Source organism: Candidatus Nitrosocosmicus sp. FF01 (assembly GCF_047711275.1).
Classification (GTDB): domain Archaea; phylum Thermoproteota; class Nitrososphaeria; order Nitrososphaerales; family Nitrososphaeraceae; genus Nitrosocosmicus.
In genome coordinates this window covers 505849-522704 of record NZ_JBLNIG010000002.1, presented here as the reverse complement: position 1 = coordinate 522704, position 16856 = coordinate 505849, and the positions used below count along the sequence as shown (strand labels likewise).

17 protein-coding genes are annotated in these 16856 nt (G+C 35.0%); 7 read left to right on the top strand and 10 right to left on the bottom strand.

Features of this window, described 5'->3' with window-relative positions; all coding sequences use genetic code 11:
* Positions 1–37: 37 nt before the first annotated feature.
* The 5 genes from ACMT7R_RS08190 to ACMT7R_RS08170 all read right to left on the bottom strand — a co-directional run bounded on the left by ACMT7R_RS08190 (position 38) and on the right by ACMT7R_RS08170 (position 4881).
* Positions 38–376 carry a hypothetical protein gene (locus ACMT7R_RS08190; protein WP_415311125.1) on the bottom strand — a complete coding sequence of 113 codons (339 nt, stop codon included), beginning with the start codon at positions 374–376 and terminating at the stop codon, positions 38–40.
* 1 nt (position 377) lies between these two features.
* On the bottom strand, positions 378–2336 hold the full coding sequence (gene gatE, locus ACMT7R_RS08185; protein ID WP_415311124.1) for a Glu-tRNA(Gln) amidotransferase subunit GatE: 1959 nt from the start codon (positions 2334–2336) through the stop codon (positions 378–380).
* A 58-nt stretch (positions 2337–2394) separates the two neighbouring features.
* Entirely contained in the window at positions 2395–3891 is a 1497-nt protein-coding gene (gene gatD / locus ACMT7R_RS08180; RefSeq protein ID WP_415311123.1) for a Glu-tRNA(Gln) amidotransferase subunit GatD, read from the bottom strand.
* A 179-nt stretch (positions 3892–4070) separates the two neighbouring features.
* On the bottom strand, positions 4071–4226 hold the full coding sequence (locus ACMT7R_RS08175; protein ID WP_415311122.1) for a hypothetical protein: 156 nt from the start codon (positions 4224–4226) through the stop codon (positions 4071–4073).
* 388 nt (positions 4227–4614) lie between these two features.
* A complete protein-coding gene (locus ACMT7R_RS08170; protein ID WP_415311121.1) occupies positions 4615–4881 on the bottom strand; it encodes a winged helix-turn-helix domain-containing protein in 267 nt (88 codons plus the stop codon).
* Between the two features lie 139 nt (positions 4882–5020).
* Here ACMT7R_RS08170 and ACMT7R_RS08165 point away from each other — a divergent pair, with 139 nt between their 5' ends.
* From ACMT7R_RS08165 to hisF, 5 genes are read left to right on the top strand one after another with little or no spacing between them, the layout of a single operon-like run.
* Positions 5021–6088 carry an HAD family hydrolase gene (locus ACMT7R_RS08165; protein ID WP_415311120.1) on the top strand — a complete coding sequence of 356 codons (1068 nt, stop codon included), beginning with the start codon at positions 5021–5023 and terminating at the stop codon, positions 6086–6088.
* 9 nt (positions 6089–6097) lie between these two features.
* Positions 6098–6703: an imidazoleglycerol-phosphate dehydratase HisB gene (gene hisB, locus ACMT7R_RS08160; protein WP_415311119.1), complete on the top strand. Its 606-nt coding sequence runs from the start codon at positions 6098–6100 to the stop codon at positions 6701–6703.
* A gap of 3 nt (positions 6704–6706) precedes the next feature.
* Complete coding sequence (gene hisH / locus ACMT7R_RS08155; RefSeq protein ID WP_415311118.1) at positions 6707–7336, top strand: imidazole glycerol phosphate synthase subunit HisH; 630 nt, start codon at positions 6707–6709, stop codon at positions 7334–7336.
* Positions 7333–8049 (top strand): 1-(5-phosphoribosyl)-5-[(5-phosphoribosylamino)methylideneamino]imidazole-4-carboxamide isomerase, encoded by a 717-nt coding sequence (hisA, locus tag ACMT7R_RS08150; RefSeq protein ID WP_415311117.1) that lies wholly within the window; start codon positions 7333–7335, stop codon positions 8047–8049. Before hisH ends, hisA begins: the two co-directional genes overlap by 4 nt.
* Before the next feature lies 1 nt (position 8050).
* Complete coding sequence (hisF, locus tag ACMT7R_RS08145; protein ID WP_415311116.1) at positions 8051–8854, top strand: imidazole glycerol phosphate synthase subunit HisF; 804 nt, start codon at positions 8051–8053, stop codon at positions 8852–8854.
* A gap of 116 nt (positions 8855–8970) precedes the next feature.
* On the opposite strand, the gene ACMT7R_RS08140 is transcribed toward hisF, so the two are convergent.
* The 3 genes from ACMT7R_RS08140 to ACMT7R_RS08130 form a co-directional block, all read right to left on the bottom strand.
* Positions 8971–9258, bottom strand: a complete 288-nt coding sequence (locus ACMT7R_RS08140) for an acylphosphatase (protein ID WP_415311115.1) — start codon at positions 9256–9258, stop codon at positions 8971–8973.
* Between the two features lie 59 nt (positions 9259–9317).
* Positions 9318–10685: a diaminopimelate decarboxylase family protein gene (locus ACMT7R_RS08135; protein ID WP_415311114.1), complete on the bottom strand. Its 1368-nt coding sequence runs from the start codon at positions 10683–10685 to the stop codon at positions 9318–9320.
* 181 nt (positions 10686–10866) lie between these two features.
* A complete protein-coding gene (locus tag ACMT7R_RS08130; RefSeq protein ID WP_415311113.1) occupies positions 10867–13041 on the bottom strand; it encodes a CDC48 family AAA ATPase in 2175 nt (724 codons plus the stop codon).
* Between the two features lie 197 nt (positions 13042–13238).
* Between ACMT7R_RS08130 and ACMT7R_RS08125 the strand changes: the two genes are divergently transcribed.
* Both ACMT7R_RS08125 and ACMT7R_RS08120 read left to right on the top strand, forming a co-directional pair.
* Positions 13239–13970, top strand: coding sequence for a 50S ribosomal protein L2 (locus ACMT7R_RS08125; protein ID WP_415311112.1), 732 nt, complete (start codon positions 13239–13241; stop codon positions 13968–13970).
* Positions 13971–13979: 9 nt separating this feature from the next.
* The gene (locus ACMT7R_RS08120; protein WP_415311111.1) at positions 13980–14669 is read left to right on the top strand and encodes an endonuclease III domain-containing protein; all 690 of its coding nucleotides are present in this window, start codon (positions 13980–13982) and stop codon (positions 14667–14669) included.
* A 183-nt stretch (positions 14670–14852) separates the two neighbouring features.
* Here the strand turns inward: ACMT7R_RS08120 and ACMT7R_RS08115 are convergent, their stop codons facing one another.
* Together ACMT7R_RS08115 and sat are read right to left on the bottom strand one after the other, a co-directional pair.
* Positions 14853–15485 carry a hypothetical protein gene (locus tag ACMT7R_RS08115; RefSeq protein WP_415311110.1) on the bottom strand — a complete coding sequence of 211 codons (633 nt, stop codon included), beginning with the start codon at positions 15483–15485 and terminating at the stop codon, positions 14853–14855.
* 177 nt (positions 15486–15662) lie between these two features.
* On the bottom strand, positions 15663–16829 hold the full coding sequence (gene sat / locus ACMT7R_RS08110; protein WP_415311109.1) for a sulfate adenylyltransferase: 1167 nt from the start codon (positions 16827–16829) through the stop codon (positions 15663–15665).
* Between the last annotated feature and the right edge of the window lie 27 nt (positions 16830–16856).

Sequence of the window (16856 nt, the reverse complement as noted above, 5' to 3'; positions counted from 1 at the left end):
CAATTACATTAATAATTATAAACAAGAATATTAATCACTAAATCATCCAAGATTCTAATGTTTTTGTATATGAATTTAAAATAAGTCGGCATTCTGATGAAATATTATGATGATCCTGATCAGCAAGCAGTTCTCCCATACATTGGACAAAAATGATCAATGGAGAAGAGAAAGGTTCTAATTTGCTCCAGTCATCTTCACAAGTTGCCAAAATGTAATCCACTTTTTGATTATAAATCATGGAAATCAACGAACATACTTCATCGGATTCGTACCTCGGAATTTTACGACGATGCAAAAAGGTTCTCAAGTTTTCCAAGTTTGTCTCAAATGAATCGATGTAGTGGCTTTTAATTGATTTTGGTAGGCGAGTCATACTACTTCGATGTTTCATCTTTCAGAAAAGTTTCTAATTTTGTCTTTAAATAATCATTAATCTTACTTCCATCTACTTTACCCCTTAATATTGCCATACTTTTGCCCATAAGTACTCCCATAGAATTAGAACCTTTTTCTTTTATGATATTGATATTATCATTAAATAGTTTATCCAAAAGTGAATATAGTTCCGTATCATTCATTTGGATCAAATTGAGAGAATTTATTGCTTTTTGTACTGATACGCTTTCTCCTTTCATTAGTTTTTCAAAAATTAAGATTACCGACTCTTTTGCAATAAGCCCCTTTTCGAGTCTATCAAAAATCTCCAGAATCATTTCGTCGGTCAGGAGGCTTTTATCAAGATTATTTCTTGCAAGACTTACAATATCCTCAGTAAGTTTTGACGCAACAAATGTAGGAGTAATGGCAGAGCGAGAGGTGGGAGAGGCAGTAGAAGATTTAGTTCTAACTATAGTTTCAAACAAATCGTAATAGTCAGAATCAAATATTTGTTCAGACAATTTCTTATTTAATTCGTATTTTTTCATAATTCGCTTAATCAATTCATTCCATGGTAACGGTATTTTGTCCTTTAATCTTTCAATCAACTCTGGCTCGATTGGAATAGGCATGATATCTGTTTCAGGATACATACGGGATGAACCAGGTCTGGGGCGTGAAAAAATTGTAGTTCCGTCTAAGGTAACGGCACGTGTCTCGGCGATCACACCGAGTTTAAACTGGATTATCCGTTTAATCAGTGGATCAATCAAATTATCTATTCTGTTTCTGTTACCTCCAATAATGATGAAGGCAAAGTCACTATCTACAGGAATATCAAGAGATTTCTCAATTTTTTCGATCTCGTAAGCTGTGATTCCATAATGGGGTAACTCATCTGAATGAAAAAGTCCACCTAATCCAAAAAATCTAACAAATTCACCCAACTCCTTGCCAATTCTAACGTCCTTGACAGGTTCATAACCAACAAGTCCTCTTAACTTTCTTAAACGAATACACTTGATAACGGGATCAGAAGTTTTTAGGATTTTTTTTATGACGTTTGATGAAGAATTCATGAAAATAGAGGTAACATCTATAACCTTATCTCCAATGAATGAATCTTCAATATTTCTATTACTAAATTCCTCTGCGATCTTAATCATGCCGTACTGTCTTTTTATTTCATAGTCCAATACCTTAACAAGTTGAGAGAGTTGCTGTACTCCTTTAACCTCTACAACTTGACCTCCATTGACTGAAATATTCACGTCTTGTCTTATACTTCCGATCCCTCTTGTTACTCTTTTACTACTTCGAAGTAGTCGACCCAGAGTCAGCGCCACATTTACAATATCTTCAGGAGTCCCAGAAACTGGTTCAAGTGCAATTTCTACCAGTGGAATTCCCAATCTATCTAACCCGTATTCCTTAAATTTCGGATTTGTTGTTGAAATTAATTTTGCTGCATCTTCCTCCAAGCAAATACCCTGAACACCCACTTTTTGAAAATTTTCTACTTCCAAATAACCACCCGTAGATACCAGCATGGTCCTTTGAAATCCACTGACATTCGATCCGTCGATGACTAACTTTCTCATGACGTGAATTTCATCAACAATATTAGATTTTAAGGCGAGGGAAAACAGTAATGCCGTTTCAAGTGCATCATAGTTTACATTATGTGGAGGTTCTTCATCAGCTTCCACCAAGCAACTGTACCCAATTTTAGAATAATATTTGATGGAGCTCATTTTGGCATGTTCAAATAAAGCGGCCCTATCAAAATCTCCCAATTCACTTTTAGTGGGTCTTAGGACACGAATAAAGTCGAAATCATATTCGTCGTCTGACCCCTTGCCACTACAGTCACAAAATAATTTAGTCGATGTATTTAGTTGCTGATGTATTTCAAATCCAACTTTAACATTCAACTTGTCAAGATTTAAACTCATCTTACTTGTTCTAAGCCTCCTTCTCCTACTCCTTCTTTTCCTTCTGCTTTTCCATCATCTACTCCCTCTTCTTTTCTCCTCTCTCTTGTGTGGAAGAAATCAATGGCAAAATATCAGAAAATTCTTCTGCATAATCGGATTTCATGATCTTGATGAAATCCTCTTTTCCAGAATTATTGCTCAAAGCCCACATTGCTTTTGCAACAGCGGTTTCAGAGCTCATATTTGAAAGTGAAATAACGCCCAATGCTAAAAGATCTCGTCCTGTATCGTACACAGTCATCTGTACCCGACCAAATATACACTGAGATGTCATAAAAATAAAAATTCCTGATTCAATAAGTTTTGATATAATTGAAAAACATTTTTTGTTTATATGACCTAGTCCTGTACCCTCTATAATAATGACTCTATAATCTAAATTCAAAAAAGTTTCTAGAAATGATGGATTAAAACCTGGATAGAATTTTAGAAGAAATACTCTGGAGTCAAATGCTGTTTTTGATACGAAAACTTTTGAAGTGTCTTTGTAATTTATTATTTCATTGTGCAAGACTTTATTATACTGTGTTCCTGAGTTCTCAATAAAAGCGAATGGAAGAGAATCAAGTGATCTAAATGCATCACGTTTGCTTGTATGATTTTTTCTTACTCTAGTTCCTATATGGCATGCAATTATATCGTCTGAAGTATTGCTATGCATACAAACGAATATTCCAGAATATTTTGCATCTTTTATAAATCGAATTGCACCAACTAAATTGCTAAATGCATCAGAAGAGGGCCTATCAGATGAGCGCTGTGAGCCAACCAAGATCACGGGTATTGGGACATTTTTGAGAGCAAAACTCAATGCAGAGGAAGTGTAATGCATTGTATCAGTGCCATGAGATACAATAATACCATCATAATGTTCTTTAGTAACTGCTTGTGATATTCTATCTGCCAGTAACGTCCAATGCTCGGGTGTTATATTTTCGCTATATTCATTAAATAAAAATTCAGGGTGAATAACACTGTATTCTGCGAGTTCAGGAAAAACAGAATACAGTTCTGAGGCACTCAAAAGTGATGTTACACCTCCAGTTCTATAATCAATTTTGCTTGCAATGGTTCCACCAGTGCTAATTAGTAATATTTTGGGCAAGGAGTTCGAACTTCCTCCTAGTTTATTATGTGTAGACCTTGAGCTTGATTCTAGTCGTGATGATGGTGATGAGGAGGGCACAGAGAGTGAAGTTGAACTTTTGGTGGATAATACTGAAGAAAATTTTGCAGACGAAAGATTATTTTCTAGAGATACTATTTCAACAATATTGTCAACCTCAATACCAATATTATAACCGCTCTTCAATTTTAAGACGATGTATTTATCACTAAAAGTTTCATATCGAGGCAAAATAATTCCAAAAAATTCTTGGGTTTTGGTAACTATTTTTGCTTCATTACCGATATCAACCCTGAATTTGTTTAAAATTTTCTGAGAATTTTTGCAATAACTGTTCTTCCTTTTATTCTCATTTGAATCTAAAGAGTCAATTATCTTTTCTGTCAATTATAGAATTAAGAAATAAGTTAGAAAATATATAGTTAGATATGATGCAATGAGCAAAAGCAATTAGTCCCAGGTTATCTCAACTTATCTAAAGACAATAAGAAGAGGGTCCTGAATATATGAATTTATGAATTTTCTCAATTGCTTCAAAAGCATAAGCGGAGCCTTATTTGAATTTATTACCTCATCATAGGAGAGACGATAGCAGGTATCAACGCCCTTGCGTTTAACATTATAACCATCTGAATTCTACTATCAATTACTTCTTTTGACAGCTCACCCAAATTGTTAAAAAAAGAAATGAATCTTGTATTATCAGGAAAATTAAATGGCACCCGATCTTTTCTATAGTATCTAAACCCATTATAGAGGTATCAGTATTATCTCTACTTTTGAAGGAAAATACCTGTAACGATATAGGATTATTTCCTTTCCCCTACCTTTATAGCAGAATTATATGGCTTTGGCGATGTTATAATATTAAGTGAACAACAGTTATCTTTCGAATCACCTGAAGCATAGACGGATGAATGCAAACAGTAAAGACAAAATTCAGAAATATGGTACTTGGATGAAGTTCTGATAATAGCATCATATAATTAATACCATAACAAACTATTGGTTAGTCTGACTATATTGATCACAAAAGCGTGTGGTTACTACTACAAGAAATTAATTATTAATTTCAGGTTTGACTGCAATAATCACAAAATATAGATGCAGTTAGGTAAAATCATCTTGAAGTGATTTTGATTCTATTAATTCTTGGATCTCCTCGTTCATCTTTAAGAATCGAATACCCTTTTCAGTTGTTCGGTATTTACCGTCAGGACCTAATTCTAACAAGTTATTCTCTAATAATATAGGCAAGTATTCTTTGATTTGAGCATAAGAAAGAAATGCCTTGTACATGATTTTAGTTTTAGAAATTCCCCCATTGGCGGCATTTAGAATATTAGAAATTATTTCGGTCCTATTCCGATATTTCACATAATATTATAGAAGATTGTAATATATAACTTATATCGTTGATTATACTATATTAATATACTATACTGATCGTAATTGCTACCTCTATATATCTAATTCATACAGTTATTAATAATTAAATTTCATTTAGATTTAAAACTTGTCCAATGGTATAGATGAGTGTGAAGCTATTATCTTTGATATAGATGGCGTATTGGTGGATGTTAGGAGATCTTATAACGAGGCCATAATAAAAACAGTTCAACTAATTCTAAAAGATAGTTACGACATCAAAATTTCAAACGAATTTCCATTTGAGAAATTAATCTCAAAACTTCGAAATACAGGTGGTTTTAATAACGACATTGATACTGCGTATGCGATTATCTTAATCATATTACACTGTATTCTGATAAATAAAATGAATATAGAAAAAACTCTAGTAACTTTTGACAAAGTGGTAGAAAAACTCGATGACAAAGGCAAGGATTCGGTAGAAAAAGAATTGGAGAGTATGGGTGACATACGAACTATAATAAACGAATTAAGCTATCCAGGCCATGCAGCAGCAAAAAATGATGATGATGGTAATGATGAAAACGTGATCTCAACACTCTTTAATGAAATATTTTATGGTCCAGTTCTCTTTAAGAAGCGATTCGATAGGGAATCAAGATATTATTTTGAAAAACCACTGATTAGCAACGATATACTCATAATTAAAGAGGAGACGATCAAAAAGCTTTCACAAAGATTCAATGGAAATTTAGGCCTAATTTCTGGTCGAAGCAAAGTTGCCTCTTATTTTACTTTAGGCAATTTCATGAAATATTTCAAAGACAACGCCTGTATATTTTTGGAAGACGAAAAAAGAGAATTTTCTAAACCAAATGCATATTCTCTCCACAGGGTATTGGATAATTTAGGATTAAAAAGTGCCTTATATGTCGGTGACTCTATCGCAGATCTCTTGATGGTTGAAAATTTTAATGGTCAAGTAAACAAAAAGAGCAAGGTATTCTTCTGTGGAGTATATGGGGAAGGAGTTGACAGAAATATTAGTAGTGAGAGCGAGCATGATGACAACAACACCACCACTGCCACCCACGAGGCTTGTGAAAACAACTTGTCTAAAATCAAAGAGGAAATACTAAGGTCAAAAAATGCTGATTTAATTATAGAAAATGTTAATGATTTACCAAATATATTAAATATTACAAAAAATTAAATTCAAATAGTGATTGTAGAGGATCCTCAGCGCACGAGCGAGATAGAAAGAAAGACAAAAGAAGTAAGCATCGTGGCTAAGATTGATTTAGACGGAAAGGGAATTTCAAAAATAAATACCGGAATTGACTTCTTGGATCACATAATAATTTCATTTTCAAAACACAGCAAAATTGACATTCAATTAAACGCTAAGAGCGAGGACGGTATTAAACATCACCTGATAGAAGACATTGGAATTGTACTGGGTCAAGCAGTTGATAAGGCCCTCGGCAAAAGAGAAAAGATAAACCGTTTTGGAAATGCTACAATTCCCATGGATGAAGCAGTTTCAAGCGTTTCAATAGATTTGATAAAGAGACAATACAGTCATCTTGACTTGAAACTAGATAGAGAAAAGATAGAGGACATCTCACAAGAGGATATCATCCATTTTTTTCAATCATTTATAGGGAATTTGGAGTGCTGCATGCATATAACTGTACATTATGGCGCAAATGATCATCACAAAATCGAATCCGCTATAAAAGCTACCGCGGTTGCATTGAGAAGTGCAATAAAAATAGATCCAGACAACGGAGGGGGAGAACTTCCTACTACTAAAGGATTGATGTAATTAATGGTAAAAATATCAATATTTGATTATGGTGCTGGAAATATTTTTAGTTTGAAATCATCTTTGCAAAGAAATGGGGCAGAAGAAGTATCCGTAACAAATGATCTCGATTCTGATAGTTCAATAGACGATTTAGACGGAATAGTATTGCCCGGAGTTGGAAATTTTGATCCGGCAATCATATCAATAAATAAATGTAAATCAGGATTTTCAAAGTTTATAGAAAAAAACACTCCCATATTGGGAATATGCCTAGGAATGGAGATGTTATTTGAAAAAAGTGAGGAGGGAAAGCTGGCAGGACTGGACATAATAAAAGGAGAAGTATTATCTTTACCCAAAAAATTGGTAAAAATACCGCATATCGGATGGAATTGCTTGGAGATAACAAGTAAAGATAGCAAATTATTTGAGGGTGTGCCCAACCGATCATGGGTTTATTTTGTACATTCTTATTATACAATGCCTAAGAATAGCGACATAATCACTTCAAAATCAAATTATGGAATAAATATTCCAGCTTCCATAGAGATTAACAACATATATTGTACGCAATTTCATCCAGAGAAATCAAGCACGGTAGGCGAAAAAATGATAAAAAACTTTGTAAAAATTTGTAAAAGGTCAAAATGAAAAGCATTGCAGCAATCGATCTGTTGGACGGTCAAGTGGTCAGATTAGTTAACGGTAAACTTGAGAACAAAACGGTATACGACAACAATCCGTTAGAAGTAGCAAAGAAATGGGAAGCTGAGGGCGTTGATATGTTACACTTAGTTGATCTTAATGCAGCTTTGAATATTGGCAAAAACAATAGCGAACTAATATCAAAAATAATAGATTCAGTAAACATTCCAGTTCAGGTGGCTGGTGGAATTAGAACTATAAATAGCATCAACAGACTCTTGGACATCAAAAAACAGATTAAAGTTGTAATCGGAACATTTGCCTTCAAACAACCTGAAATTATACAAAAAATTTCAAGAAAGAAGCTAAGTCGAATCATAATTTCTGTCGATCACAATGAGGAAAATGTTATGATATCTGGATGGAAAGAATTTTCGGGCATAAAATTATTTGATGCGATAAGATTTTACAAAGAATTAGGAATCAATGAGTTCTTGTTGACCAACATAGGTAAAGATGGTACATTGGAAGGACCAGATATAGAAACTTTGGTCAAGATAAACAACACATTCAAGGACATAAAAATAATTTCTAGCGGAGGGGTAAGTAATATTATCGATATCTTGAAGTTAAGAAATGTCAATTGCTATGCTGTAATCTTAGGGAAAGCGTTGTATGACAAGAAGCTGAAAATAGAACATGTCCAAGAATTGATCTGATATGACAGTAGCAAAAAGAATCATACCCTGTCTAGATGTGAATAAAGGAAGAGTTGTAAAAGGTATCAATTTCAAAGAGTTAAAAGATGCTGGCGATCCGGTTAAACTAGCCAAACAATATAGCGATGAAGGCGCAGACGAATTGATATTCTTAGATATTACTGCTGCAGAAGAACACCGTGAAACAATGAAAGATATTGTAAAGAACGTAGCAAGTGTGATAAATATTCCGTTTACTGTAGGGGGCGGGATCAAGACTTTAGAAGATGCACGTAATCTGCTACTAAGTGGTGCAGATAGAGTATCGATCAATACGGCAGCAGTAGTAAACCCCGAGTTGATACAAGAATTAATGCGTATTTTTGGAAAACAATGCATAGTAGTTGCTTTGGATGTAAAAAGAACTTTTGATAAGAAAGGAAAATACATGTTTTCCAAGGATGGAAAGGATTATTGGTTTGAAATTCAAATTTTTGGTGGAAAAAAGGCAACCGGGATTGACGCTATTGAATGGGCAAAAAAAGTAGAAACGCTAGGAGCAGGAGAGATACTTTTAACTAGTATTGATACAGACGGAACAGAAAATGGATATGATATAGAGTTGATTAACGCAATTTGTGACAAAATAAATATTCCAGTTATTGCGTCCGGAGGTTGCGGTTCAGTTGACGATATACTAAAGGTATACAAAAATACGCAAGTTGACGCTGCATTGGCTGCTTCATTATTTCATTTTAATAAGGCAAAATTAAAGGAAGTTAAAAAATATCTAACAGAAAATGAGATCTTGGTAAGGCCTTTATAAAAAAAGATGATGATTGTTGCTGCTACAGCAATAAAAAAATAATCACTCACGCGACGATAAATGTGTGCCCGTGTGTGGGTGAATGGGTGGATGGGTGAGTGCGTGTATGATTACAATTAGAGGGATTTGATTATATCAAAAGTCGAAAATTCATTTTTATATGGTTCATCAATGAATTTAACTTCTTCTACTTTGGCACCAAGGGGACCTTCTTTACACCAGGCCAACATTTTATCAATATCAGCTCTACTGCCCTCCATCACAGATTCCACTCGTCCATCCGACAAATTTCTGACCCAGCCAAAAATGCCTAATTCTTGTGCCTTTTGTAGTGTGTTCTGACGATAATAAACGCCCTGAACTTTTCCGCTAACGAAAATATGAACTCTAGTATCTTTTGTCAAATAAAATCATCAACTCTCCAAACACCTGTATGTATACACAACTGTATGTATAAATAAAATTAAGAAATTAATCCGCCTTCTTCTATGTACAGATCGTTAAAGGTGGTGCCTTTTCTTATTAATTTTATATCACCGTCGCATGTTTTCATTAGTACTGGTGGTTTAGTCTGACAATGAAAGGGCATGTTAAAAACCAGAGAATATGCGCCGACATTGTAAAACAAAACGTAATTGCCTATATTTGCATACGATAAATCAGATAATTTTGATGTTGGAAAAACATCAAATGTATCACACAATCGTCCTGCAAGCTGAATATTCTTTCCTGTATACTGTTTGTTAGAATTTGATGAAAAGTAGAGATGGTTATTGTTACTCTTATTTGATACGATTTCTTGTGGATATTCTTGCTTGAGCAATGCAGCATCTAACAATAAATGATAACCGGTATCCAAAATCACTATCTTGTGATCATTGTATTCTTTGGTATTGACTATTTTTGAAACCATCAGAGAAGATTCTGCCACAAGGAACCGACCACTTTCTATCATTAGTGTAAATTTACCATGATACGATACCAAGTTATTCAATTTATCTAAATATATAGAAGCCATTTCCTGTGGAGTAGGAACGGGTTCGTTGTAGAAAACCGGGGTTCCACCTCCGATATCCAAAGTCTTGAATGAAAAATTGGGAATCTCTTTCTTAAGTTTGTTTAAAAGTGAGTGTAATCTTTCCAGGGCATTAACATAGCATATAAAGTTTGTAATTTGAGATCCAAGATGAAAATGAAATCCCTCAAACTCTAGATTCGGACGGCTGCTAAATATTGATTTAACTATATAATATGCCGAATCAACCTTTCCACCATTTAAAGGAACTCCAAACTTGCCATTTTTGTAAGATGCGCGTACCTCGGCTTTAACACCCACTTCAGGATTTATCCGCACCATTACCTTCGGAATAACACCCACAATATTGGCAGCCTGGGATAAATTAATTAATCCAAAGTATGAGCTAACTACAACTCTCTTAACACCGTAAGATAATACCTGTTTGTACTCTTCCAATTCTTCTGTTACGCTCGTATAGATAATATTCTCAGGATTAATTTTTAGTTCTCTAATGAAGAACAATTCGCCAAGGGATGTAAGATCGAATGTGATATTATCCTTCATGAATGTTTTTAGAATAGATGGATTAAAATTGGCTTTAATTGAATATGCAATCTCTACATCATGACCATGAAATTTTTTATAAGCGTTCCTAAGTTCTAAAACCTTTTCATGCAATGTTCCTTCATCTACTAAATATAAAGGAGTGCCGTGTTCCTTGACTAACTGATTTATCTCCTCGTTTGTAATAAAACGATTTGTCTTTGACAATGATTTTTTGTTTTGAATAATCTGTACTACATTTTCAACCATTCTTTTTGTGAAATTTATTCAAAGAGATTAAACTTAAAAACATTGCCCCCAAAAATTATTTTTATTTTGTTCTGTAAGTTAAATATTTTATAATAACAGTTATAAAAAGTAAATAAAAATTGCAAGATTATAGTTTTTTTCAAGTAATAAAAAAAATAAATGTCAGAAGAAAATGGAAAAATTATCTATAATATGGTACGGTAACTTTTTCACCTGATTTACTATCTCTCTGAGTTTTTATCTTCTTTACAGCATCCTCAAAATGCTTCATAGTCACATGTGCTTCTGAAGCATGTTTTGCAGCATCTTCTGGACTGCTATATTTTTGAAGATATTCATGCAGTACTAGAGATATTGCAGTGTTGGCTACGGCAGATACATCGGCACCGCTGAATCCATCAGTAAGTTCGGCAATTCTTTCAAAATCGACCACTTCGGAAATAGGCTTTTCATTTACATGGATTTCTAAAATTTTCTTCCTAGTAGCCTTATCAGGTAACGGAACGTACACGATCTTGTCAAACCTACCTGGTCTTAGCAAAGCTGGGTCTATCATGTCTGAACGATTAGTCGCAGCAATTATGACAACACTGCTTAATTCTTGAATTCCATCTAATTCTGTTAAAAGTTGAGAAACAACTCTTTCGGTTACCATGCTATCGCCACCCAGACCTCTAACTGGAGCAATAGAATCGATCTCATCAAAGAAAACAACACAGGGTGCTGCCTGTCTCGCACGTCTAAAGATTTCTCGGATTCCTCTTTCTGATTCTCCTACCCACTTTGATAACAATTCTGGTCCTTTGACACTGATAAAGTTGGCTTCTGATTCTGTTGCGACTGCTTTAGCAAGCATCGTTTTTCCAGTCCCAGATGGACCATGCATCAAAATTCCTTTAGGATTAGAGTGGCCCAATTTTGTATAAAGGTCAGGATATCTTAGTGGCCATTCTACTGCCTCTTGTAACTCTTTTTTGACTTCATCTAATCCACCAATGTCAGCCCATTCAACGTCTGGGGACTCTAGGTATACCTCTCTCATGGCCGATGGCATGACTTCCTTTATTGCGTTTTCAAAATCAGTCATTGTAACAACCAGTTTATTTAATACTTCAGGATTAATTTTCTCATCTTCAAGATTAAGCTCTGGTAATAACCTACGCAGACATTTCATTGCAGCCTCTTTACATAAATATTCTAAATCTGCACCAACAAATCCATGGCTTACAGATGCAATCTTTTCTTGATTGACATCAGAATCTAATGGCATATTTCGGGTATGGATTTGCAATATTTCTAATCTACCTCGTTTATCTGGAACTTTGATTTCAATTTCCCTGTCAAATCTTCCGGGTCTTCTGAGTGCTGGGTCAATAGCGTTGGGTCTGTTTGTAGCTGCTATAACAATGACTTTGCCTCTTGCTTCTAATCCATCCATCAACGATAGTAATTGAGATACAACTCTTCTTTCAACTTCTCCAGTTACTTCCTCACGTTTTGGAGTAATAGAGTCTATTTCGTCTATAAACATGATAGAAGGGGCTTTTTCTTTGGTTTCTTTAAATATCTCACGCAATCTTGCTTCTGATTCACCATAGAATTTACTCATAATTTCTGGACCTGAAATACTTACAAAGTGCGCGTTGCTTTCATTCGCAACAGCCTTTGCTAGTAATGTTTTACCAGTACCTGGAGGACCATACAACAATACTCCTTTGGGTGCTTCTATACCCAACTTTTCAAATATTTCAGGATGCCTAAGAGGAAGCTCTATCATTTCTCGAACCTTTTGGGCTTCCTCCTTTAAGCCTCCAATATCTTCGTATGTTACTTGTGGTACTCCACGGAGTGTTTCTCCACGTTCAGCAATATGAAATACAGTTTTTTGTGTGACTAAAACAGCGTCAACACCAGGACCTGGAGTTACCCCTATTACTTGAAATGTTAATCTACCGCCAAAGTAAGGCACCATCACATTATCACCTTTTATAAGAGGTACGCTTTCAAGTGCATCTGCAAGGTATCGTTCATCGATTGGTGGAATAGCTTCTAATGGTGCTACAATCACCTTTTCTGCAGGAACTGCCTTTATCTTTCTAACAATTACAGTGTCACCAATAGCCACTCCCGCATTGTTTCTGACAAGACCATCAACTCGTATGATACCCTTACCTTCATCTGAAGGATACAGAGGTAAACACTTTGCAACAGTCTTACGTTTACCCCTTATTTCCACGACATCACCTGTAGATGCGCTCAAAGCATCCATAGAATCATAATCAATTCTAGCAACACCACGGCCTACGTCTCGGGTATATGCTTCAAGCACCTTTAGTGATATGGTGTTTTGGCTCATAATTACAATACTATAACGTCGTGACTCCTTATAACTTTATTATTTATTTAGCTGATACCCGCACAAGATATTCCTTAATTAAAAGATATTTCAGATAAATGTGGTCAATTTCGTTAATACAACATACATGAATTTGGGTTTATTGTATCTAAGAATAAATTTAATAGCGGGACTCTTAGATCGGTATATAGATTTAATTGGGAAAAAGGACATTAGTACGAAGAAGAGGCAGAGGAGGCAAACAATTCAGAGCAATCATCACTGGAAAAATAGCTCCCACTAAGTATCCTAATTTTGAAATTAGCGAACTTCATAACGGTATCGTAATGGATCTAGTACACGAACGAGGAAGAGATGCACCAGTTGCTAAAATTAAATTTGATGATAATAATTATTATTATGTTCCGGCTACAGAAGGTACAGCCGTAGGAAGTAAAATCGAGATAGGAAATGGAGCAAAACCGGTACCTAAAAATATTCTTGACCTTGGTACAATTCCTGATGGAACTGTAGTATGTAATATAGAAAGACACTATGGTGATGGTGGAAAAATGATTAAAGCCGCCGGATCATCGGCAATAGTATTTTCACACTCAATTGACAGTGTAAAAATAAAGTTTCCGTCTGGTATGATATTAGATATGAATCCCAGATGTCGCGCAATGATTGGGATTATTGCTGGAGGGGGTAAGGGAGAAAAACCATTCCTTAAGGCAGGAAATAAGGCCAAATTCATGCAGTCAAGAGGAAGATTATATCCAGTGGTAAGAGGAATTGCCCAAGCCGCGGTTTATCACCCACACGGAGGAGGAAGACACCAACACATTGGTCACCCATCATCTGTTGGAAGAAATACCCCACCTGGTGCTAAAGTAGGCAATATTTCACCTAGAAAGACAGGAAGAGCAAGAATAAAGAAGAGACAATGATAATGACAAATGCATGATCTGTCCCGTATAATTGACGAGATGGAAAGTGCATTAAATTCCAACAATTTTTTACGAATGACAGCTCTAGAAGATTTACACAAGAGTGAGAGTGGCGATCCATTCAAAATTCTGATAGGCACAATTCTTTCTTCCAGAACAAGAGATGAAAACACCACAAAGGCGTTAACAAGATTATTTAAAAGGTATAAAGGAGTCAAAGATATTTCAAAAGCTAATCCAGAGGATATCAAAAAGGAAATCTCATCAGTGGGTTTTTACAATGTCAAAGCAATTCGAATCAAAGAAGTTGCAAAAATCATTGAAAGCAAATTTCAAGGGATAGTACCAGATAACGAAGAAGAATTGTTAAAGCTGCCAGGAGTTGGAAGAAAAACTGCCAATTGTGTACTGGTATATGCTTTTCAAAAATCAGCAATACCTGTGGATACTCATGTTCACAGGATTTCTAACAGATTGGGGCTTGTTGATAATACAAAAACACCTCAAGAAACAGAGAAAGAATTGAGCAAACATGCAGACAAAAAACACTGGATTAGGTTAAATTCAATATTTGTGAGATACGGTCAAAATATTTGTCTACCGCTAAAACCCAAATGCAATTACTGTAATTTGAGGAAGATCTGTAAATATTACTCAGATGAGACTAAAGTGGAAAGCACGAGCGCAAAAACACAATAACTAATTAAACAATTCTATTTAGTGCAACTACTAATACTATTATTACAGCATATTCAATGATTTTTTCAAGTTGTGTAGTAACCAGCGAAAGGGAAAATAGAGAGAAATAAGGAAGTAGGAAAAATAGAGAAGAGAGTTGGTACTTACTCTTCTCTTTGGTCAATTCCCATGTTTACACTCAGCTTAACGCCGCTTCTTTAGAACTAGTAAAGTTATTACTGCTCCGCCTACAACCACAACCATTATCAGAGGCATATAATAAAGCACGGATTGAGAATAGTCACCACTAAGTACCTGGAATTGAACAGAACCAGCGAATGTGGAATCTGGACTGGCCGAATCATCCTTACCGTACACGCTAATCGAGCCCACATCAAAACCTTCCATTCCTAGTTTATCTAATACAATTCTTTTTCCATTGGTCACAGTCAATCCCTGGACGTTAGCATGAGATACAATTACCGGACCGTCTGTAGACCACCCATTTTGATTGTTTTCATACATTCGAATGTATCCGGTGTCATTTGTATTAACAGATACAATAAATCTCTTTGATTGATTACCAAATAACATCAATTCAACAAATTTTTCACTGGGAGGTCTTTCCTGAAGTTTAATGATGGTTTTTGAATCAGGGCTATTATAGTAGCTAAGATTATTGTATATTGAAATAATCCAATTACTTGACTTTGGTTCGTCAAAAACATATTCAACAGGATTTCGTCTATCATTATTGGTATCGCCAAATGGTATTACAAAATTTTCAGAAGTATTAGTTTTGATTGTTTGTAAGTCTTGAGAACTATTAGCTTGCATTTGAGAGAATGAAAAATTTTGAAAAGAAATACTAACTAGTGCGATAGATAAAACAATAATCAATAGACAATAGTAGTGACAATTATGAAAAGAGGGGAATATTTTTCTAAAATTAAATATCATATATGTTGTTTTTCCGTAAATCGAGTATATATTTGTAGAATACATACCTCAATACTATTCAACAAATGGCTCCGAATATGATAAAATGACTTTGGAAATTTCAGGACGCATCAAATGTGAAGGTGGTAATTCTCCGGAGGAAAACATTTTCCGCATTTTAGTTCCAGATAATTCTTCTCTAAAGTCAGACCCTTCATGTGGACACGTACGTTCATTTACATAGCCTTGACACTTTTTACAAAAGTAAAAGGCGGGGAAAAAAATCGGTTTGATTTCTAGTTCTGGATAATCCTTAAAGATTTCATGTGCAGCAAAAGGAGAGTAGTAGTTACCAACACCGGCATGATCTCTTCCAATAATAATATGAGAACAGCCGAAATTCTGACGCATAATTGCATGGTGAATAGCTTCTCTTGGTCCGGCATATTTCATTTCCGTATGTAACGTAGAAAATATGATTCTAGATTTGGGATAATAATTATCTATTAAAACAGTATATGAATTAAGAATCACATCGTCCTTAAAATCGCCTTTCTTTTTCTTGCCTATTAAGGGATTTATGAATAAACCGTCAAAAATATTCAATGCAGCTTTTTGTAACATTTCGTGAGCCACATGAGGAACGTTTCGGGTTTGAAATGCAACGGTACTCTCCCAACCCTGATCTTGGATCTTTTTTCTTGATTCTGAGGGAGTTAGACGAAATTTGCCGTCAAAACTATTAGCAGAAGAAGAAGGACCAACAACACTTACTTTGCCTCCAATAAGTTTATCTTTCATTGTAACAAACTTTTGGAAACCAGGATGCACAGGATCATCTGTTTGAAATACTGACTTTGCACTGGCTTTTTTGTCAAAGCTATAGACATCTTCTACATTCATAACTGCAAAGATTTGGTTATTATCATTGTTGTTGTTGCTGCTTCTGAATGCAATTTGAGAGGAATCCTTGGCTTTTTTTGCTGCTTCCTCGTCAGCATCCAGTACAATAGGAATCGTCCAAGGTAAATCATTGGCAAGTCTGCCTTTACTAACAACGTTAAGGAAATCTTGCTCATTTAAGAATCCCTTCAAGGGACTAAATATTCCAAAAGAAATATTTTCGATTTCCTTTCTTAGTCCAATATCTACATCTAAAGTAAAAAGATCCTTGTCGATTTTGGATATATCTACAAAATTATTTGTTAAACTACCACCGTGTGGTCTAGTAACAGCAGGCATTATTTTATGAATTAATAAGTAGGCTAT